Source organism: Alkalihalobacillus trypoxylicola (assembly GCF_001590785.1).
Taxonomy (GTDB): Bacteria; Bacillota; Bacilli; order Bacillales; family Bacillaceae_D; genus Alkalihalobacillus; species Alkalihalobacillus trypoxylicola.
In genome coordinates this window covers 15,926-35,716 of the sequence record NZ_LTAO01000013.1, presented here as the reverse complement: position 1 = coordinate 35,716, position 19,791 = coordinate 15,926, and the positions used below count along the sequence as shown (strand labels likewise).

Annotated in this window: 23 protein-coding genes and 1 riboswitch; of the genes, 18 read left to right on the top strand and 5 right to left on the bottom strand. The window is 35.4% G+C overall.

Going from position 1 to position 19,791, the window contains the following annotated elements; all coding sequences use genetic code 11:
* The first annotated feature begins 36 nt into the window (after positions 1–36).
* Positions 37–228, top strand: a complete 192-nt coding sequence (locus AZF04_RS11020; protein WP_061948765.1) for a DUF2759 domain-containing protein — start codon at positions 37–39, stop codon at positions 226–228.
* Positions 229–272: 44 nt separating this feature from the next.
* Here AZF04_RS11020 and AZF04_RS11015 read toward each other — a convergent pair whose 3' ends face one another.
* Positions 273–1,073 (bottom strand): YqhG family protein, encoded by an 801-nt coding sequence (locus AZF04_RS11015; protein ID WP_061948764.1) that lies wholly within the window; start codon positions 1,071–1,073, stop codon positions 273–275.
* Complete coding sequence (locus AZF04_RS11010; RefSeq protein WP_061948763.1) at positions 1,051–2,727, bottom strand: DEAD/DEAH box helicase; 1,677 nt, start codon at positions 2,725–2,727, stop codon at positions 1,051–1,053. Before AZF04_RS11010 ends, AZF04_RS11015 begins: the two co-directional genes overlap by 23 nt.
* Before the next feature lie 249 nt (positions 2,728–2,976).
* Positions 2,977–3,066: riboswitch (glycine riboswitch) on the top strand.
* Positions 3,067–3,302: 236 nt separating this feature from the next.
* Between AZF04_RS11010 and gcvT the strand changes: the two genes are divergently transcribed.
* From gcvT to gcvPB, 3 genes are read left to right on the top strand one after another with little or no spacing between them, the layout of a single operon-like run.
* A complete protein-coding gene (gene gcvT, locus AZF04_RS11005; RefSeq protein ID WP_061948762.1) occupies positions 3,303–4,403 on the top strand; it encodes a glycine cleavage system aminomethyltransferase GcvT in 1,101 nt (366 codons plus the stop codon).
* Positions 4,404–4,418: 15 nt separating this feature from the next.
* A complete protein-coding gene (gene gcvPA / locus AZF04_RS11000) occupies positions 4,419–5,765 on the top strand; it encodes an aminomethyl-transferring glycine dehydrogenase subunit GcvPA (protein WP_061948761.1) in 1,347 nt (448 codons plus the stop codon).
* Positions 5,762–7,225: an aminomethyl-transferring glycine dehydrogenase subunit GcvPB gene (gene gcvPB / locus AZF04_RS10995; protein WP_061948760.1), complete on the top strand. Its 1,464-nt coding sequence runs from the start codon at positions 5,762–5,764 to the stop codon at positions 7,223–7,225. The genes gcvPA and gcvPB overlap by 4 nt, the downstream gene beginning before the upstream one ends.
* A gap of 210 nt (positions 7,226–7,435) precedes the next feature.
* Here gcvPB and AZF04_RS10990 read toward each other — a convergent pair whose 3' ends face one another.
* The gene (locus AZF04_RS10990; protein ID WP_082795323.1) at positions 7,436–7,816 is read right to left on the bottom strand and encodes a rhodanese-like domain-containing protein; all 381 of its coding nucleotides are present in this window, start codon (positions 7,814–7,816) and stop codon (positions 7,436–7,438) included.
* A gap of 178 nt (positions 7,817–7,994) precedes the next feature.
* On the opposite strand from AZF04_RS10990, the gene AZF04_RS10985 reads away from it, so the two are divergent.
* The gene (locus AZF04_RS10985; protein WP_061948758.1) at positions 7,995–8,825 is read left to right on the top strand and encodes a lipoate--protein ligase family protein; all 831 of its coding nucleotides are present in this window, start codon (positions 7,995–7,997) and stop codon (positions 8,823–8,825) included.
* A 141-nt stretch (positions 8,826–8,966) separates the two neighbouring features.
* Here AZF04_RS10985 and dat read toward each other — a convergent pair whose 3' ends face one another.
* On the bottom strand, positions 8,967–9,836 hold the full coding sequence (dat, locus tag AZF04_RS10980) for a D-amino-acid transaminase (protein ID WP_061948757.1): 870 nt from the start codon (positions 9,834–9,836) through the stop codon (positions 8,967–8,969).
* 278 nt (positions 9,837–10,114) lie between these two features.
* Between dat and mntR the strand changes: the two genes are divergently transcribed.
* Complete coding sequence (mntR, locus tag AZF04_RS10975) at positions 10,115–10,537, top strand: transcriptional regulator MntR (RefSeq protein ID WP_061948756.1); 423 nt, start codon at positions 10,115–10,117, stop codon at positions 10,535–10,537.
* Positions 10,538–10,706: 169 nt separating this feature from the next.
* Positions 10,707–11,603, top strand: coding sequence for a patatin-like phospholipase family protein (locus tag AZF04_RS10970; protein ID WP_061948755.1), 897 nt, complete (start codon positions 10,707–10,709; stop codon positions 11,601–11,603).
* 17 nt (positions 11,604–11,620) lie between these two features.
* Here AZF04_RS10970 and AZF04_RS10965 read toward each other — a convergent pair whose 3' ends face one another.
* A complete protein-coding gene (locus AZF04_RS10965; protein ID WP_061948754.1) occupies positions 11,621–12,031 on the bottom strand; it encodes an SA1362 family protein in 411 nt (136 codons plus the stop codon).
* 264 nt (positions 12,032–12,295) lie between these two features.
* Between AZF04_RS10965 and AZF04_RS10960 the strand changes: the two genes are divergently transcribed.
* From AZF04_RS10960 to spoIIIAF, 11 genes are all read left to right on the top strand, one after another.
* Complete coding sequence (locus AZF04_RS10960; RefSeq protein ID WP_061948753.1) at positions 12,296–12,826, top strand: YqhR family membrane protein; 531 nt, start codon at positions 12,296–12,298, stop codon at positions 12,824–12,826.
* An 85-nt stretch (positions 12,827–12,911) separates the two neighbouring features.
* On the top strand, positions 12,912–13,355 hold the full coding sequence (gene aroQ, locus AZF04_RS10955) for a type II 3-dehydroquinate dehydratase (protein ID WP_045479751.1): 444 nt from the start codon (positions 12,912–12,914) through the stop codon (positions 13,353–13,355).
* A complete protein-coding gene (locus tag AZF04_RS10950) occupies positions 13,348–14,412 on the top strand; it encodes a M24 family metallopeptidase (RefSeq protein ID WP_061948752.1) in 1,065 nt (354 codons plus the stop codon). Before aroQ ends, AZF04_RS10950 begins: the two co-directional genes overlap by 8 nt.
* A gap of 159 nt (positions 14,413–14,571) precedes the next feature.
* Positions 14,572–15,129, top strand: a complete 558-nt coding sequence (gene efp, locus AZF04_RS10945) for an elongation factor P (RefSeq protein ID WP_061948751.1) — start codon at positions 14,572–14,574, stop codon at positions 15,127–15,129.
* A 363-nt stretch (positions 15,130–15,492) separates the two neighbouring features.
* Positions 15,493–15,774: a YqhV family protein gene (locus AZF04_RS10940; protein ID WP_045479760.1), complete on the top strand. Its 282-nt coding sequence runs from the start codon at positions 15,493–15,495 to the stop codon at positions 15,772–15,774.
* A gap of 11 nt (positions 15,775–15,785) precedes the next feature.
* Positions 15,786–16,715, top strand: coding sequence for a stage III sporulation protein AA (gene spoIIIAA, locus AZF04_RS10935; protein ID WP_061948750.1), 930 nt, complete (start codon positions 15,786–15,788; stop codon positions 16,713–16,715).
* Entirely contained in the window at positions 16,716–17,228 is a 513-nt protein-coding gene (gene spoIIIAB / locus AZF04_RS10930; protein ID WP_061948749.1) for a stage III sporulation protein SpoIIIAB, read from the top strand.
* 43 nt (positions 17,229–17,271) lie between these two features.
* On the top strand, positions 17,272–17,478 hold the full coding sequence (gene spoIIIAC, locus AZF04_RS10925; protein WP_081766555.1) for a stage III sporulation protein AC: 207 nt from the start codon (positions 17,272–17,274) through the stop codon (positions 17,476–17,478).
* A gap of 12 nt (positions 17,479–17,490) precedes the next feature.
* A complete protein-coding gene (gene spoIIIAD / locus AZF04_RS10920; RefSeq protein WP_061948748.1) occupies positions 17,491–17,880 on the top strand; it encodes a stage III sporulation protein AD in 390 nt (129 codons plus the stop codon).
* Between the two features lie 27 nt (positions 17,881–17,907).
* Positions 17,908–19,113 (top strand): stage III sporulation protein AE, encoded by a 1,206-nt coding sequence (gene spoIIIAE, locus AZF04_RS10915; protein ID WP_052340024.1) that lies wholly within the window; start codon positions 17,908–17,910, stop codon positions 19,111–19,113.
* A gap of 18 nt (positions 19,114–19,131) precedes the next feature.
* Positions 19,132–19,791 (top strand): stage III sporulation protein AF, encoded by a 660-nt coding sequence (spoIIIAF, locus tag AZF04_RS10910; RefSeq protein ID WP_061948747.1) that lies wholly within the window; start codon positions 19,132–19,134, stop codon positions 19,789–19,791.

Here is a 19,791-nt window from a genome sequence, read left to right as displayed (position 1 = left end):
GAGGAATGTAATTGATACATAAGGAGGAAAACAAACGTGTTTTTGGCTATTACGTTATTATTAGTTTCTATTATTTGTTTAATTGCCGTCTTCCGCGAAATTCGACGTAAAAATTTCTTCGCAGTTGGTTTTGCTTTAATTTCATGTGCCGTATTTGGCTGGTTTTCTGTTCGTACCATTTTAGCTATTATTATTACTAATTCTGGTGCGCCTGGAATAGGTTCATAATGAAAAAAGGTGGTCCCTTCTATAAGGAGAGCCACCTTTTTTATTTACGATTGATATTGATTCTGTTTTAAATAAAACATTCCCCCATTAATAATTTCTATATGGATAGAAGGGGAATATAATTCTTTTAACGCTTGCTTTTCAACAAAGTAGCTTTCTGGCTTTTCTTCTAAATCCTCGTAAAAGCTTTCTAATAGAGCGAGCTCCTCCTGCCAACGCGCTTGAGCTTCCTCTGCCCAGCTAGTGTCCTCGTTCTCCACAAAGGTTTCTACAATCTTGTTAAGGCGTTTTATCCCGCTAGATAGTGTGATAATAGGTGTCATCGTAAAACACATATCAGGTAGCTTAGGCGTTAATGTTAGAGTATGAAGCTTTTCCATAAATTGAGGAACAATTTGACCATTAATAAGGTTCAACCCTAGAGATAACAAGATTTCCTTTTTTCTATCACTACAAAAACTTACTTTTATATTTAATCCTAACCACGGCTGGAGTGGATGAAGGTTTTGGCTAGTCACTTGTAGCTGTTCATAAATACGAATATAGCCTCCTAATTCTCTTGTTGTTCGAAACAATTGGTGCAAACGTGGAGCTCCGAAATGAATAATCTCTCCTTTAAAATCCTCGGAAATCTGATTGTGATTAGTAATAAAGGTAATACTCATTGGATTAGGTACACCACCTGTTTTTTCAAGGTAATGCCAGTAAAAAGGCCGATTCATAATAAGCTTATCCATTTCAGGAGTCAATTGTATTGTGACGTGTGCATGGCTTTGCTCCAACACCTGACAATCATTAGCATTAAAATAATTGACAATAAAATTATGAAGAAGAGGCTGCTTCATTATAAGGTTCTCCTCCTTTTTTTTCTTCGATAGCAGAATTCATAATTTCTGCTAAATGTTCAAATTTAATTTGCATCTCTTTTTCAGAATCAGATTCTTTAATGACTTCTTGGATATAATCTTCTATTTTTGGCAGTTCTATTTTAGTTAAAATATCATCTAATTCACCAACGACACTTTCAAATAAATGTATTTTTTCATAAAGAAGCTTTAATATATTTTGTTCTATAGTATCTTCTACTGCAAAATTATAAATATGAACATCTCTTTGCTGTCCTAATCGATGAATACGGCCAATTCTTTGTTCAATTCTCATTGGGTTCCAAGGTAAATCATAATTAATAATATGGTTACAAAATTGTAGATTAATCCCTTCTCCTCCGGCTTCTGTAGCAATTAACACCTGAGCTTTCTGCTGAAATAACTGACGCATCCAGTCTTTTTTTCCTCTTTTGAAACCGCCGCGGAACGGAACGGAAGTAATGCCATTTTGCTGAAGAAACCATTGTAAATATAATTGAGTAGCTCGATATTCAGTAAAAATAATGACCTTGTCATCGATGTCTTTAATAAGTTCAAGTGCCTTTTCAGCTTTCGCATGGTAGTCAATATTTGAAACTTCATGTAATAATTCTTGAAGTAGGGGAGAGGGTATTCCATCTTCCTCTCGTTCTTTGACCATTTTGTTTAACGTCATGTATACGGCTTCTCTGCTTGAACAAAGCTCTCTTTGTAAAGTTAATAAAGAGAAGTGGTTTGCTGTACCCTTTAACTCTGAAATTCGATTGTAAAAATTTCGCTCAGAGTTGCTGAAGGTAATAGGAATGGTTTGGACAATTCTTTTTGTCCATTCTATTCCTGTATCTTCTCGGCGGTTTCTGACCATAACCTTGTTAACCAGTTCTTTCAATTTCTCTTCATTTTTAGGAGAACGATGATTGGAACGATATTCTTTTTCAAAGCTTGTTATATCTCCTAAATGGCCCGGCTTTAATAGTGAAACAAGATTGAAGATTTCCTCTAGCTTATTTTGAACAGGTGTAGCTGTTAGCAATAAGCAAAATTTCTTTTTTAGATGTTTAATAAATTCATAATTTTTAGTATGGGGATTTTTAAGTTTATGGGCTTCATCAATAATAACTAAATCATAGTTTTGATTCATGACAATCTCTCTATGTGGAGCTCGTTTTGCTGTGTCGATGGAAGCGACGACAACATCATATTGCTCCCAAACATACGATTTACGTTGAGCAGCTGCAGGTATATAAAATTTGTTATTTAATTCGATCGTCCATTGAGAGACTAAAGAAGCTGGAACAAGAATTAACGCTTTTTTGACTAAGCCACGAATCATATATTCTTTTAAAATTAAACCTGCTTCAATCGTTTTCCCTAGTCCCACTTCATCAGCTAAAATCGCTTTTCCGTTCATTTTTTCAATGACCGTGTTTACAACTTCAATTTGATGGGGATAGGGTGATAGGTCAGGTAAATACTTAGGAGCTAATAGTCCATGAAACTCAGGTATAATCTGATATTTTTGTGCCTGATAGGCAAGCTGGAATTGTTGAATATTTGACCATGGACCATCTTGCTCAATTTTATTTAAAAATTCATTTTGCCACGTATTTTCATAATGTACTTCAATTTTCATGAAGATTCACTCCTTTTAAAAATAAAACTTGCGTAAATAAAGCGGTATTGATAGGATATATGTATAAAATTTATAAAAAAACAGTTTAAATACGAACATTAAATTCGTTTTCGAACATGATTGTACAGGAAGAACAATTAGATCTGTTACTCATTTAGTATGTACATTTTTCAAATTTTCATCACAAATTATATAAAAATGATTCGTTTTCGTTTTATAGTGTTATTTGATAATTAAATAGTTTAGCGGATGAAGGTAAAGGGAGAGACTGCTTAAATGCAGCGCCGAAGGAGCAAACAGAAATGTGAATCTCTCAGGCAAAGAGACTTTTATTTGACGCAACTCTGGAGAGCGTTCGATATAATCGACCACCCACGAAGACAATTTTTTCAATATTAAATGTTTATTGAGAAAATGAAACTTTCTGGTTCAAGGACAGGGACTTACACTTTTTTATGTGTATTTCTCTGTCTTTTTTTATCTCTCGTGAAGGTACATTATGTCATTCAATTAATAGAACTACGATTAGTAATTGGGTAATAACGAGGATTTTAAAAACGAAAAGGAGGAGTAAAATGACTGATTTATTAAAGACTCCATTATTTGACGAGTATAGCAAGCTAGGTGCAAAAACGATTGATTTTGGAGGGTGGGCATTACCTGTACAATTTTCATCGATTAAAGATGAGCATGAGGCAGTTCGAACAAAGGCTGGTTTATTTGATGTTTCTCACATGGGAGAAGTTTTAGTAAAGGGTCCACAAGCTTTGGCTTTTATTCAATCTATCGTAACAAATGATGTATCGACTTTAGAAGAGGGCCAAGCACAATATAGTGCTATGTGTTATGAAAATGGTGGCACAGTTGATGATTTGCTCGTTTACAAATTAAATGATGTCGAATATATGCTCGTTTTAAACGCATCAAACATTCATAAAGATATTGAATGGATGAATGAACACCTAATTGAAGGTGCGGAAATTTTTAATATATCTAATGAAACCGCCTTATTAGCTATACAAGGCCCACTTGCAGAAGGTATTTTACAAAAAATCGCTGATCAAGATTTAACCCATTTAAAAACCTTTCATTTTTACGAGGAGGTTACTCTAAAATCGGCAAAAGCTCTTGTATCTAGAACAGGCTATACTGGTGAAGATGGATTTGAAATATATTGCGATGAAAGAGTGGCTTCTTCTATTTGGAATACTTTACTTGAAGTCGGTAAATCAGAGGGATTAGTTCCTTGTGGACTTGGTGCCCGAGACACCCTTCGCTTTGAGGCTAGGTTAGCCCTATACGGACAAGAATTAACGAAAGACATTACTCCTTTAGAAGCGGGAATTGGTTTTGCTGTTAAGCTACAAAAGCAAGCTGATTTTATAGGGAAATCAGCATTATTGCAACAAAAAGAAGAGGGTTTGCAAAGAAAGTTAGTAGGGATAGAAATGTTAGAAAAAGGAATTCCAAGAACCGACTATCCTGTTTTTATAGGTGAGAAAGAAATTGGAAAGGTGACAACTGGTACTCAATCACCAACACTGAAAAAAAATATCGGGCTTGCTCTTTTAGATATAGACTTCACCACATTAGGAACTGAGGTAGAGGTACAAGTTCGTAAAAAGCGTTTAAAAGCTAAAGTGATTAAAACGCCATTTTATAAAAAGAATTCTTAGAGGGAGAAGTGAGTCATGAGAAACCATCGATATTTACCAATGACGAATCAGGACCAGAAAGAAATGCTAGAAGCGATAGGAGTTCATTCGATCGAGGAATTATTTTCTGATATACCTGAGTCGATTCGTTTTAAAGGCCAATTAAATATTCAAGATGCTTTAAAAGAAACTGAGCTAGTCCATTATTTCCAAGGATTGGCTGCGAAAAATGTTTCACTTTCTGATACGCCTTCTTTTTTAGGTGCAGGGGTTTACCAGCATTATATCCCATCCATTGTTGATCATGTTATTTCTCGTTCTGAATTCTATACGGCTTATACGCCTTATCAGCCAGAAATTTCTCAAGGTGAATTACAGGCAATCTTTGAATATCAAACGATGATTTGCGAACTAACAGGTATGGACATTGCTAATTCCTCGATGTATGACGGACCAACTGCTTTAGCAGAAGCTGCTATGATGAGCGCGGGCCATACAAAAAATAAAACGATTTTAGTATCAAAAGCCGTTCATCCTGAGGCAAGAGCTGTCATCCAAACGAATGCAAAAGGTCAAAATCTAAACGTCATTGAAATCGATTTAAAAGATGGCGTGACTGATTTAGACCAACTTAAAGAACAGTATTCAGATGATACGGCTTGTGTAGTTGTTCAATATCCTAACTTTTTTGGACATATTGAGCCTTTAGCAGAAATTGAAGAATTGGCTCATGAGAAAAAATCTTTAATGGTAGTCTCGAGTAATCCTTTGGCTTTAGGCTTACTAAAGCCACCAGGTCATTTTGGAGCAGATATTGTGGTTGGGGATGCACAGCCATTCGGAATTGCCACACAGTTTGGTGGGCCACATTGCGGTTATTTTGCAGTAACTAAAAAATTAATGCGCAAAGTACCAGGTCGCTTAGTTGGACAAACAACAGATGACCAAGGTAAAAGAGGTTTTGTTTTAACGCTTCAAGCACGTGAACAGCATATTCGTCGTGAAAAAGCGACATCGAATATTTGTTCCAATCAAGCCCTAAATGCACTTGCTGCTTCAGTTGCAATGACAGCAATTGGGAAAAAAGGCGTAAAAGAGATGGCCTATCAAAACATTCAAAAAGCGACTTATGCTAAGAATTTATTTAAACAAAAAGGGATAGATGTTGTCTCTGAACAACCGATTTTTAATGAATTTATCATCCGGTTAAATGATTCAGTAGCAGAAACAAATCAAAAATTATTGAAAAAGGGTTTTATCGGTGGATACGATTTAAGTCAATACTACCCTGAATTAGAAAATTGTATGCTAGTTGCGGTGACAGAAATTCGTTCAAAAGAAGAAATTGACCAATTTGTTGAAGAAGTGGGGGCGTTACAATGAGTTATGTAAAGGATCAAGCGCTCATTTTTGAACTTAGTAAAGAGGAACGTGTAGGACACAGCTTGCCTAACTTAGATATAGAAGAGGTTTCCTTAGAGGAGCTTCTACCAGCTGATTTTATCCGTCAAGAAGATGCAGAGCTTCCTGAAGTATCTGAGCTTCAAATTATGAGGCATTATACAGCATTATCTAAAAGAAACCATGGAGTAGATAGTGGTTTTTATCCTTTGGGCTCTTGTACGATGAAATATAACCCTAAAATAAATGAAGATGTTGCGCGTATTGATGGCTTAGCAAATGTTCACCCTTATCAGCCAATTGAACAGGTTCAAGGCTCATTGGAGTTATTATTTGAACTTCAAACGTCATTGGCTGAAATTACGGGGATGGATGAAGTAACTTTACAGCCCGCAGCTGGAGCTCATGGAGAGTGGACTGGTTTAATGCTAATTCGAGCTTTTCATGAGAAAAGCGGTGATTTCAAACGTACAAAGGTAATTGTACCGGACTCAGCTCACGGTACAAACCCTGCATCAGCGACTGTGGCTGGATTTGAATCCGTTACCGTTCAGACCGACGAGAACGGGTTAGTCGATTTAGAACATCTACGTTCTGTAGTTGGCGAGGATACGGCTGCACTTATGTTAACGAACCCTAATACTCTTGGTCTATTTGAATCTTATATTATTGAAATGGCTGAAATCGTTCATGGAGCAGGCGGAAAGCTTTATTATGACGGTGCCAATTCTAATGCGATTTTAGGAATTTCTCGACCTGGTGATATGGGCTTTGATGTCGTTCATTTAAATTTACACAAAACATTTACAGGTCCTCACGGTGGAGGTGGACCAGGCTCTGGCCCTGTTGGTGTAAAGAAGGATTTAATTCCATTTCTACCAACACCTATTATCGTAAAAACAGATAATGGGTATGATTTAGATTATAATCGACCTGAAACGATTGGGCGAGTAAAGCCTTATTACGGAAATTACGGTATAAATGTTCGTGCTTATACGTATATTCGTACGATGGGACCAGAGGGACTGAAACAAGTATCTGAATATGCCGTTCTAAACGCCAATTATATGATGCGTCGCCTTGAACCGTATTTTGATTTACCATATGATCAACATTGTAAACATGAATTTGTATTATCAGGGCGCCGTCAAAAGAAATTAGGCGTGAGAACTCTAGATATTGCAAAAAGACTACTTGATTTTGGTTATCATCCACCAACCATTTATTTCCCTCTAAATGTTGAGGAGTGTATGATGATCGAACCAACTGAAACGGAATCAAAAGAAACGTTAGATGAATTTATTGACGCAATGATTCAGATTGCAAAGGAAGCAGAGGAAAATCCTGAGATTGTCCAAGAGGCTCCTCATCATACGGTGATTGGTCGACTAGATGAAACAACGGCTGCCCGTAAGCCGATTTTACGTTACCAAAAAGCATAATGGAGAGAGCTTAGCAACCAATATGAGGTTGTTAAGCTTTTTCTGCTATACTGACTAAAGGATTGAAAACTCGCTCGAAGATCATTGAATAAGTGAAAGGTAAAAGTGGAGAGCATCGATCAAATAAGGCTTGATGAGGTTAATCTAAAAGGAAAAAACTGAGCAACTACCCTTTCTTTCAGGCTAGTTGCTCAGTCATAATAGTCATGCTTATTTCTTTTTGATTTTACCTTCCCATTTTTTAAAGCCGCCTTTTAAATGATGTAGATTTTCTGCACCACGTTTTTTCTTAATCACACGCGCAGCTTGTCTGCTTCTTGCCCCTGATTGACAATATAGATAAACGGGTTGGTCAGTTCTTATTTCATTTAAACGCTGACGCATTTGAGATAAAGGAATATTTCTCGAGCCAAGAATATGACCACCTTCATATTCTCTTTGCTCACGAACATCAATTAATTGGGCCTTTCGATAGCCTTTTTTAAAATCTTCTTGTGATAACGTTTTTAAATATCTAGGTGTGTAAAAACGTCTAAATAAGAAATAAATAATTAAAGCAATAAGTAAAGCAATTAAAATATAATCTGCCAAAATACGTACACTCCTTTAGTTGCAACAAAAAAATATCTCTTATAAATTATAAATCTCAATTGGAAATTAAGCAATTAGTGTAATCGAAAAAGTTATTAATTTTTGATGCACTTCTTTGCTACTTCGAAAACATATTTGGTAAACTAGTAATGAATTCGATAGAGAAAGAAGAGATTCTATGGTAGAAAAATGGCGTTTTATAAATTCAGGAAAATGTTCACCCTCTTATAATATGGCATTAGATGAGGCATTACTCAACTGGCATAGTGAGGGAATGATTCCACCGACTGTTCGTTTTTATGGTTGGAATCCTGCAACTTTATCTATTGGTTATTTTCAAAAGGTAGAAAAAGAGATTGATATCGAACAAGTGAATGAATATGGTTTAGGTTTCGTCCGTAGACCTACTGGGGGACGCGGTGTACTTCATGACCAAGAGCTAACCTATAGTGTAATTGTGTCAGAAAATCACGAAAAAATGCCAGCATCTGTAACAGAGGCTTATCGAGTGATCTCTGAAGGCATACTTGAAGGCTTTAGACAAGTAGGATTAGATGCTTATTTTGCTATTCCTCGCTCGGATGAAGAAAAAAATGCTCTTAAAAATCCACGTTCAGCAGTATGCTTTGATGCTCCTTCTTGGTACGAGCTCGTGGTCGAAGGACGTAAAGTTGCGGGAAGTGCACAGACGAGGCAAAAAGGAGTTATTTTGCAGCATGGTTCTATTATTCTCGATATGGATGAAGAGAGGTTATTTAACTTGTTCCGATATTCAAATAATCGAGTAAAAGAAAGAATGCGTCGAAATTTTAAAACAAAAGCAGTGTCTATCAACTCTTTAAGGGAAAGTCCTTTATCATTAAATGAAGCGGTGGATGCCTTTAGGCTCGGTTTCGAAAAAGGATTAAATATACAACTTGAAGAATATCAGCTAAGTGATGAGGAAGAAAAACAAATACTAATTTTGGCTCAAAAATATGAAAGTGATGATTGGAACTATAGAAAGTAATTTTATGTACTTGTGATTGTTAGTAGCGTTAAAACAGAGATAGAAAAAATTAATTTGATGAAGAAAACATCTTTACTATACTAGTTTGTTGCTTATAGTTGAAAACGAGTCCGCAGTTTAAAGCGAACTCGTTTTATTATTTTAAGACTGATTAGGTTTAGTAGATAGTCCATCATTTTTATAATGTTGAAAGGCATCTTGAAGCTTTTCTGTAATAGGCCCAATTTTTAACGAGGTTTTTACTCCGCCCTTAAATTCAATAATCGGCATCACTTCCATGGTTGTGCTCGTTATAAATGCTTCATCCGCATGTTCAATAACATCTTTAGGAAAGGCTTCTTCGACCATTTCGAATTGTAGAGATTTCGCTAATTTCAGGACAATTTGCCTTGTAATTCCGTTTAAAATAAGGTTTGTTGCCGGATGTGTGTATAAGGTTTGGTCTTTAACTAAAAATAAATTAGAGGAAGAGCCTTCTGTTATCATCCCATCACGATGTAAAATTGCTTCTTGACAATGATGGTCGGCTGCTTCTCTTTTGGCTATCACGTTTCCAAGTAAATTAATCGATTTTATGTCACAGCGAAGCCATCTAATATCATCCGTTACCCAAGCAGAAATTCCTTGTTTTTGTTTGGTTTGATTTTCTTGAGTAGATAATTTTTGAGTAAAGCCTGATAAAATAGGATTTTCTGTCCGATGATAAAGATGATTCCGTGGGCTTACACCTCTGGTCATTTGAATATATACCATTCCATCTGTTAATTCATTTTTCTCAACCAGTTTATTAATAAGATTCTCTAATGTTTCTTTCGTTATTTGGAGGTTCAAATCTAATTTATTCGCACTCTCTATCAAACGATTAAGATGCTCATCCATGGTGAAGGGTTTGCTGTTGTAAATACGAATCACTTCATAAATCCCATCACCAAAGTGATATCCGCGATCATTCATTTCAACCTTGGCATCATCAGCTGAAATTATGTGTTCGTTGTGTAAAACATATTTCATATTAACTACCTCCAGCATTATTTATCTAAAATAATAATAACATCACTCTTGACTGTACAATATGAGTCTACTCTATTATAAAACAAAGTCATATAAAAATTCATTATGAACTATCAAAATCAAATATTTAAAAAGCAAATGATTAACATAAATCATTCAGTTAAACATTGGTCACGTTACATATTTTGTAGTAAAATAAAGAAGATGCACATTTTAATGTATTATAATGAAACATGGTTAATAGACGATGTTTGTTTTTAATTATTGGAGGGGACTCTATGCCAACACCTAGTATGGAAGATTATTTAGAAAGAATATATTTATTGATTGAGGAGAAAGGATATGCTCGAGTATCCGATATCGCTGAGGCATTGGAGGTTCATCCTTCATCTGTTACAAAAATGGTTCAAAAGCTTGATAAAAGTGATTACTTAGTTTATGAGCGGTACCGTGGGTTAGTTCTAACGGCTAAAGGTAAAAAGATCGGAAAACGTTTGGTTTATCGACATGACCTCTTAGAAGATTTTATGAAGTTAATCGGTGTAAATAATGAGTATATTTACCAAGATGTGGAAGGTATCGAGCATCATCTTAGCTGGGATGCTATAGACCGTATTGGTGATTTGGTTCAATTCTTCCAAGAGGATGAAGGAAGAGTTAAACAGTTGCGTGAAATACAAAAAAAGAATGAAGAAGAATAATCCGTAGATTGTTTTTGTTAAACATATAAAATTCTAAGAGCAGAAGTTGCTTTTAGAATTTTTTTATTTACTTTAAAGGTATGCAGAACATTCATCATCTCTCCTTACTTTTTTAACTAATCAAACGAGACCTCTACCTCATATATTATAAAAAGGAGGTCTCCGTTACATGAACATTGATGCTGTATTTGCTGGAGGTGGAGTGAAGGCTTTTGCATTTGTTGGAGCTTTGCAAGTGATGGAAGAGAAAGGAATGAGCTATTCCAGATTAGCTGGGACAAGTGCAGGTGCAATTGTGGCTGCTCTAATTAAAGCTGGATATTCAAGTAATGAATTATATGAGCTTTTAGATTCTTTAGATATTGAGGATTTTAAAGATGAACGGTTGTCTTGGCTACCATTCAACCTTACCAAATGGTTTCATTTTTATTTTAAGATGGGACTTTACAAAGGAGATAAGCTAGAAAAGTGGCTAAGGGAGGCTTTAAACAAAAAGGGAATATCCACTTTTGCTGATTTACCCAAAGGTTCTCTAAAAATTATTGCATCCGACTTATCAAGAGGCAGAATATTAGTATTACCAGATGATTTAGAGCAATTTGGAATTCTTCCAGAGCGCTATTCAGTTGCGAGGGCCGTTAGGATGAGCTGCAGTATACCTTTTTTCTTTGAGCCTGTTAAGCTATTTAATCGTAGAAAAAGAGGCCAATCCTCATACATTGTAGACGGAGGAGTACTTAGCAATTTTCCTCTGTGGATTTTTGTTGATAAAAGGACAAAAACAAGAACGAGGCCAGTTATTGGATTTCAACTATCCCCAGATATTAATCATGTACCTCCGCACCCAATAATCAATGCTTTCTCTTTATTTAAGGCATTGTTTGAAACGATGATTTCCGCACATGATACAAGGTATATTGAAGATGAAGATGCGAAGGATATCGTCTTTATACCTATCAATGAAAATGTGAAGGCAACCAATTTTTCGATAACGGAAGAGGAAAAGCGGGAGTTAGTTTTATTAGGTAGAAAAAAAACCGAGGACTTTTTGAAAGCGTGGCATTGAAAAAATCGAGCCTGTTACTAGGCTCGATTTTTTCTTTTATGTTTATTTTTATTTCCTTCGATTACAGTAAAATTATGTTCTCTTTTTTTAGTAGGCGTTGTACTTTTTCTTAAAGGTACGGGTCCTTTTTTGACCGTATTTGTTCCCTTACTCACAAAACGGCGTGGAGGTTGAGAAGGTTTAACGGTACTAGTACGCTTTGCCTTTTTTAATTGCTTTCTTGTTGGGCCTTGACTCTTGGGAATAATAGGTACTCCGTATTGTTTTGAAACATACAAACGATAAAGAAAGAAAATGACCGCTGCAATAATAACGATCAATAAAATAGATTGAATGAAGGACCAAGTATTAAAAATGAGTTGATAACTTAAGCCGATAATGGCAAGTATGATAATAACCGGAATTAAATACTTCATAGCTTGGCTCATGACTTATGCACCTCCATTAAAATGATTGACCGTTTTTGATTAGATGTATGTCTACCTTCAGATTACCCATTAAATGTACATTATAAACGATTATATTCTTTATAATAACTGGTGATATAGTAAAGTTTTTTAAAATAAAATTCAGTTCATACTAATCAATATTCTAGAAAGGTAAGTTCAATTCCTTTAATCCTTCTTAAAAAACGATCTTTTTTGCATGGAACAAAATCAAATCGGGACATACTATTCTCGAGGTGAGAGTATATGAAACAACAAAAATTAGAACAACAAGAACGTGAACAGCAAATGACTTATAAAATGAAAGTCTTTTTAATTGGCTTTTTCGGAGGACTGATTTGGTCCTCTATTGGTTATTTTACTTTTTTCTTTCATTTTATTAGAATTGGACCAGCTTTTGTTTTAATGCCATGGATTTTAGGAGATTGGAAAGATACTAACATAGGACAGTTAGTAGGAATTTTAGTTATTTCTATTGTATCAATCGCGATTGCTTTTGTATATATGCTAACCCTCCAAAAAGTCAAATCTATGTGGGTAGGAGTTGGCTTTGGTTTGTTTTTGTGGGTGCTTATTTTTTATATTTTGAATCCATTTTTTCCAGGTCTCAAAACGGTCCCTCATTTAGATTCAAATACGATTGTAACCTCATTATGTCTATTTGCACTATATGGATTGTTTATAGGTTATTCCATTTCTTACGAATATGCTGAGCAAGATTTTCATAAAAACCATGAGAATTCAAATGACGATCCAATAGAAGAACTATTAGAGTAGCGGTAATTAAGGTGAAATCTATAATTTAAGCCTTTTTTTATGATACAATAGAGAAGATTGTACATAGCAAAAAGGCGGTGAGAAATTGAAAACAATTCTTGTTCTAAATGGTCCAAATTTAAACCGCTTAGGACTTAGGGAACCTAATGTATATGGTCACCAAACTTTAGCAGATTTAGAGAGTCAATTATCTCAGCTTGCAGACAAGCTTTCGTGTAAGGTGATGTTCAAACAATCGAATCATGAAGGTGAAATCATTGATTGGATTCATGAATTTGCAGACCAGATTGATGGACTAATCATTAATCCAGGTGCTTTTACGCACTATAGCTATGCGGTTAGAGATGCGATTGCATCTATTACTTACCCTGTAATTGAAGTTCATATTTCAAACATCCATGCCAGGGAAGATTTTAGGCATAAATCGGTAACCGCACCATTAACAAAAGGACAAATAGTAGGATTAGGTTTTAAAGGCTATCATTACGCCTTACTTAATCTAGTTGAAGGAGAGGGTATGAATGAATAGAATAAACAAATTAAGAGAAAAACTAGCTGAGAAACAATTAGATGGCCTAATTATCTCAAGCTCGATTAACCGTCGCTACATTTCGGGGTTTACAGGTTCGGCAGGAATGGTCTTGATTACACAAGAAAGTGCTTTATTTATTACTGATTTTAGATACGTAGAACAAGCTAAAGAACAAGCAGCAGATTTTGATATTATTCAACATAAAGGTCCAATTATAGAAGAATTAGCTACTCAGATTAAACAGTTGGGACTTGCAAAAGTAGGTTTTGAAAAAGACCATGTTGTTTATACAATGTTTGAATCTTTTCAAAAGCAAATTGAAAACAGCACTTTAATTCCAGTCACTGGAATGATTGAAGCGCTTAGAATGTATAAAGAGCCGGCTGAAGTAGAATTGATGAAGCAAGCAGGAAAGATAGCGGATGCCGCATTTGAGCATATTCTTACATACATAAAACCAGGTGTTAAAGAAATTGATGTTTCCAATGAATTAGAATTCTTTATGAGAAAGCAAGGGGCAATCAGTTCCTCGTTTGATATTATTGTAGCATCAGGCCATCGTTCAGCTCTTCCTCATGGAGTTGCATCGGATAAGGAAATTCAAACAGGAGAGCTTGTAACCTTAGATTTTGGTGCTTACTATAAAGGGTATTGCTCTGATATTACTCGAACAGTAGCTGTTGGTGAAGTAAGTGAACAATTAAAGGAAATTTATGAAACGGTCTATCAAGCTCAGCAATTAGGAGTTAAAAATATTGTTGCTGGGTTAACCGGAAAAGAAGCGGACGCAATAACAAGAGATTACATCACCGAAAAAGGATTTGGTGAGTACTTTGGACACTCGACTGGACATGGATTAGGAATGGAAGTCCATGAAGGTCCAGGTTTATCGGTAAAATCTGATATTGTATTGAAGCCAGGTATGGTTGTAACGGTTGAGCCGGGTATTTATATCCCATCGATTGGGGGAACCAGAATAGAAGATGATATTCTTATTACGGAAGAGGGAAATGAATCTTTTAACTTCTCTAATAAAGAGCTTATTATCTTGTAGAATTTTTATCTTGAAAAATGTACAGAGCTTTTAAAAAGTGGATTTTATTTTCTAGGTCTGATCTGCATTAGAAAATAGAGGAAAGTTCAAAGAAGCTATGATATAGTAAAAAATGACTTTGTTTTATCAATGTCAGTTGGAAAGATGGAGGATAATAAAATGATTTCAGTAAATGATTTTAAAACAGGATTGACGATTGAAGTAGATAATGGCATTTGGCAAGTAATGGAATTCCAACATGTAAAGCCAGGAAAAGGAGCGGCTTTTGTACGCTCTAAGCTTCGTAACCTACGTAACGGCTCAGTACAAGAAAAGACTTTCCGTGCCGGAGAGAAAGTTTCAAAAGCACATATTGATAACCGTAGAATGCAATACCTATATGCAAGCGCTGATACTCATACGTTTATGGACAATGAATCTTATGAGCAATTAGAATTACAAACAGCTCAGATAGAGCATGAACTCCAATTCTTAAAAGAAAACATGGAAGTACAAATCATGAGCTACCAAGGCGAAACATTAGGTGTTGATGTACCCAATACTGTTGAATTAGAAGTAATCGAAACGGAGCCTGGTATTAAGGGTGATACAGCATCTGGTGGAACGAAACCTGCTACACTTCAAACAGGATTAATTGTTCAAGTTCCATTTTTCATTAATCAAGGTGATGTTTTAATTATCGATACACGAAACTCTAATTATGTGTCACGTGCATAATGAATAACTATAAAAAAACTGGCCCCAAACGATTTGAAAAGGATCGTTCAGGGGTCAGTTTTTTTCTGATAAGAAATGACTCTGTACGGATGAAACTACTTTATTTTTTTCCTTCCCTTTCCTTTCCTTTCCTTCCTTCTTGAGATACGCTCCCTTTTTTACTCCTTTCAATGAAAAATTCTCTCATTATTGATTTTAGGGAAATCTCCCAGAATTAGAGCTACTATCATTAGGAGTACCAGGTTTTAAATTCCTCATGAAATCTATGAAAATTTGTTCTGAACTCGTCCTCTTCTTCATAACGTGGTATAAAGCAAGTTTGTCTTATTTATAACATTCTTGGGAAATACGAAGGTGACAGTAATGAAATCATGGTTTTTTTCAATTGAATTAGCATTAATCATAATGGTTTTACTTCGACTTTTATCAGGCTTTATAGAAATTAGTGCTGCAATGGTCATGCTTAAGCTGAACAGTGTAGAAAAGGCAATGGGCGTTAATGCCATATTAGCTATTATTGGTCCAACCATATTTATTGCTTCCATTTTAATAGGACTAGTTAGTATTTCTGACAAGCTTTCTCCTTCTAAGTTTATTTTTATCGGAATCGGTGTCCTATTTATTTTGGTAGGAATTCGAAAATAGGAGGCGATTAAATGAATAACGAAATTTATGCGGTCTTACCTAAACCAATATCTGAAATTTTGGAGAAGCTTCCTGAAGAGCTAAGATTGCAAGTTGAAGAAATTAGAATAAGAATTTCAAGACCACTTGAAGTCATTGCACGAGGAACTCCTTTTTATCCAGAAAAAAATCAGCAACTTTATATGGTAACCCCAGAAGATGGACAGTACGTCTTGAATCAGTTAAGTCACTACTCCTTTTACGCTTTTGAAGAAGAATTAAAAAGAGGCTATATCACCATAAGAGGAGGACATCGTGTAGGGCTAAGTGGGAAGGTTATTTTAGAGAACGGACAAGTTAAGTCTTTAAAAGAGATCAGCTCTTTTAACATTAGAATTGCTAGACAGACTATTGGTGTGGCGGAGAGGCTAGTTTCACAACTTTACGATAAGGAGTGGAAAAACACGCTAATTATTGGAGCTCCCCAAACAGGAAAAACCACTCTATTACGAGATTTAGCAAGAGTACTCAGTGAAGGAATTCCCTTAAAGAAAATTCCTCCTTTGAAAGTCGGTATTGTGGATGAACGTTCTGAAATTGCTGCATCTGTAAAGGGAGTTCCACAGCACCAGCTTGGTCATCGAGTAGATGTATTAGATGGTTGTCCTAAGGTAGAAGGCATGATGATGTTAATAAGGACGATGAGCCCTGATGTCTTAATTGTAGATGAAATAGGGAAAGAGGAAGACCGGATTGCTATTGAAGAGGCTATGCATTCTGGTGTGAAGGTTATGACAACAGCACATGGACATTCTTTGGAGGATGTAAAGAGAAGACCTGCTTTAAAAGGCTTGATTGAATTAGGAGTTTTTGAACGTTTTATTGAACTATCAAAAAGTAATCAGCCTGGTCTCATAAAAAAAGTATACCGATATCAACCTACATTTGGGAGGGAGATATGAATGAAGCTTCTGGGGGCTATTTGTATATTAATAACGGCTACACTCATTGGTTTTGAGTATGCAAGGAAATTGAGTGAAAGACCTAAACAATTAAGATTATTAATGTCGGCAATGCAATCCTTTGAGGCAGAAATGTTATTTGGATTAACCCCACTTGCTGAAGCAAGTCAGAAAATCGCAAAGCAAATTCCTAAACCTTTATCCCATTTTTTTGAAGCTTTTTCCTCTCAACTTTATGACAAACAAGATACGGCATACAAGGCATGGGAGAGAAGTTTAGAAGAAACATGGGGTGAAACCGCTCTATTAGAAACTGAAAAAGAAATAATGAGACAGTTTGGTAGCACATTAGGTCAGCAAGACCATGAACAACAAACAAAACAAATGAAATTAACGTTAATGCATCTAGAAAGAGAAGAGCTTGAAGCGAGAGATAAGCAAAGGAAATATGAAAAAATGTTCAAAAGCTTAGGCTTTTTAAGTGGATTATTAATGGTTGTCATCCTAATCTAGTCATTTTAGAAGAGAGAGACTGCTTTTTATAAAGGAGAGGTTGCTGGTGTATGACGTAAACACCATATTCCAAATTGCTGGCATAGGTATTGTAGTTGCGATGATTCATACGGTATTAAAACAAATGGGTAAGGAAGATTGGGCTCATTGGGTCACGTTAATCGGCTTTGTCGTTGTCCTATATATGGTTGCTTCTATTGTAGATGATTTATTTCAGAAAATTAGAGGAGTATTTCTTTTTCAAGGTTAGGGGGAGAGAGCGATTGATATTATTCAAATTGTCGGGCTAGGATTAATCGCTACTTTTCTAGCCCTTGTAGTGAAGGAGCAAAAGCCGCAATTTGCCTTTTTGCTAACCGTATTTGTTGGCGTTTTTATTTTTTTATTTTTAATCGATGAAATAGTGAAGGTTATTTATATGCTTCAAAATGTTGCTGAGCAGGCTAATATGAACATGATTTATTTACAAACCATTCTAAAAATTATTGGAGTAGCCTATATCGCTGAATTTGGAGCTCAAATAGCTAATGATGCAGGACAAGCTGCAATCGCTTCAAAAATTGAGCTTGCTGGAAAGATATTAATTTTGGTCATGGCAATACCGATTTTGACAGCAGTTATTGAAATGGTGCTTTCGTTTTTACCAACCTAAAATGAGCGATGGAAAGGAGGGGAGAAGTTGAAGGTGCGTTGTAGTCTGTTCCTCATACTTACCTTGTTTGTCCTACAAATGATAGAGACACCTATTGTTTTTGCAGAAGGTGAATCAATAGAGCAAGAAACGGAGAGCTTTGATGAAAAAGGATTCATAGATCAGCAACTTGAAAGACTAAAAATCGATGAAATACAAGAATTTTGGAATCAGATATCGAACGAATATGGAGGCTATTTACCTGAGAGTCAAAAAGGTTCTTTAATGGATTTTTTAAAAGGAGAGAAGGAATTTTCTTTAAAAGAATGGGGTTTAAGTCTTGTTCGTTATTTTTTTCATGAAATTTTAGTTAGTGGAAAGCTACTTGGTAGTTTAATATTACTTACTATTTTTTGCTTAATTTTACAGTCTCTCCAAAACGCATTTGAAAAGCATACGATTAGTAAAGTGGCTTACTCTATTACGTATTTAGTTTTGATGATTATTGCCTTAAATGGATTTCGGTTAGCTATTACTTATGCAGAAGAAGCTGTACAAAGTATGACTAGTTTTATGGTAGCGATGCTTCCTTTATTACTTGCATTGATGGCATCGATAGGAAACGTCACCTCAGCTGCTCTTTTTCATCCTTTAATCGTTTTTTTAGTCCATACGAGTGGATTATTGATTCAGTTTGTTGTGTTTCCGCTCTTATTTTTATCAACCATTTTATATATCGTAAGTACGCTGACAGAGCAGTATAAGGTAACGAAGCTAGCCCAATTTCTAAGAACCATTGCCATTGGAGTATTAGGTGTTTTTTTAACGGTATTTCTAGGTGTTATATCTGTTCAAGGAGCTTCCTCAGCTATTACAGATGGTATTACCGTTAGAACAGCAAAATTTATTGCCGGTAATTTTGTTCCAGTGGTAGGAAGAATGTTTACAGATGCTGCTGATACCGTTTTAAGTGCTTCCTTACTTTTAAAGAATACAGTCGGAGTTGCCGGTCTAGCAATTTTATTGATACTATGTGCATTCCCTGCTTTGAAAGTGTTAGGACTAGCCTTTATTTTTAATTTTACCTCAGCTATTTTACAACCATTAGGTGGTGGACCGATTATTGAATGCTTAGCAATAATTGGTAAAGCCATTATTTATGTTTTTGCTGCTTTAGCAATCGTTTGCTTAATGTTTTTTTTGGCGGTAACCATTATGATTTCAGCAAGTAATGTATCCTTTATGGTTCGTTAGGAAGAAAGGTGATTCGACGTGAGTCTTTTAACTGATTGGTTAACGAATATTATTATATTCATTTTGTTTGCAACTGTTTTAGACATGCTGTTACCTAATAATTCCTTACAAAAATATGCCAAAATGGTTATTGGTCTTTTATTACTTATTATTTTGTTACAGCCATTGCTATCTATTTTCACAAATGATTTTGATAAATGGCTATTTACAATATCAAATCAATCAATAGAAGAAGAAATTTCTATGAAAGAATCAATAAATTTGCAAAAAAAAGAAATAGAGTTAGGACAACTTGCATATATTTCAGAACAGACGGCTGTCCTTTTAGAAGAACAAGTGAAAGAAACAATGCAGCAAACCTATTCCGTAGAGTTAAAGGTGAAAGATGTCAAGTTTCATGAGGAGCTTCAAGAGGACCCTTTTACAAAAGAATGGACCAAGGAGGATATCGCTTTTATCGAAATTGAACTATTAGAATCGAACTTGGAAGAGAGTCAATCAGTAGGTGAAATAGAAGTCGTGAGTCAAATTGAGATTAATACGAGTGAACAGCCTTTACCTAATGAGGAACAAGATTTTTCTGATTCTAAAACTACTAGAATAAAAGCGTATTTATCCGAAGCTTGGCAAATTCCTGAGGATGTACTTTCAGTCGTGAAGAAGGGAGGGAAGACGTAG

Bases quoted from the DNA above. Each gene is read 5' to 3' on its own strand.
- AZF04_RS10950 (WP_061948752.1), top strand. From the start codon at position 13,348: ATGAATAGAATAAACAAATTAAGAGAAAAACTAGCTGAGAAACAATTA.
- dat (WP_061948757.1), bottom strand. From the start codon at position 9,836: ATGAAATATGTTTTACACAACGAACACATAATTTCAGCTGATGATGCC.
- AZF04_RS10965 (WP_061948754.1), bottom strand. From the start codon at position 12,031: ATGAGCCAAGCTATGAAGTATTTAATTCCGGTTATTATCATACTTGCC.
- AZF04_RS10960 (WP_061948753.1), top strand. From the start codon at position 12,296: ATGAAACAACAAAAATTAGAACAACAAGAACGTGAACAGCAAATGACT.
- gcvPB (WP_061948760.1), top strand. From the start codon at position 5,762: ATGAGTTATGTAAAGGATCAAGCGCTCATTTTTGAACTTAGTAAAGAG.
- AZF04_RS10940 (WP_045479760.1), top strand. From the start codon at position 15,493: ATGAAATCATGGTTTTTTTCAATTGAATTAGCATTAATCATAATGGTT.
- spoIIIAB (WP_061948749.1), top strand. From the start codon at position 16,716: ATGAAGCTTCTGGGGGCTATTTGTATATTAATAACGGCTACACTCATT.
- spoIIIAA (WP_061948750.1), top strand. From the start codon at position 15,786: ATGAATAACGAAATTTATGCGGTCTTACCTAAACCAATATCTGAAATT.
- AZF04_RS11010 (WP_061948763.1), bottom strand. From the start codon at position 2,727: ATGAAAATTGAAGTACATTATGAAAATACGTGGCAAAATGAATTTTTA.
- gcvT (WP_061948762.1), top strand. From the start codon at position 3,303: ATGACTGATTTATTAAAGACTCCATTATTTGACGAGTATAGCAAGCTA.
- gcvPA (WP_061948761.1), top strand. From the start codon at position 4,419: ATGAGAAACCATCGATATTTACCAATGACGAATCAGGACCAGAAAGAA.
- AZF04_RS11015 (WP_061948764.1), bottom strand. From the start codon at position 1,073: ATGAAGCAGCCTCTTCTTCATAATTTTATTGTCAATTATTTTAATGCT.
- efp (WP_061948751.1), top strand. From the start codon at position 14,572: ATGATTTCAGTAAATGATTTTAAAACAGGATTGACGATTGAAGTAGAT.
- mntR (WP_061948756.1), top strand. From the start codon at position 10,115: ATGCCAACACCTAGTATGGAAGATTATTTAGAAAGAATATATTTATTG.
- AZF04_RS10970 (WP_061948755.1), top strand. From the start codon at position 10,707: ATGAACATTGATGCTGTATTTGCTGGAGGTGGAGTGAAGGCTTTTGCA.
- AZF04_RS10985 (WP_061948758.1), top strand. From the start codon at position 7,995: ATGGTAGAAAAATGGCGTTTTATAAATTCAGGAAAATGTTCACCCTCT.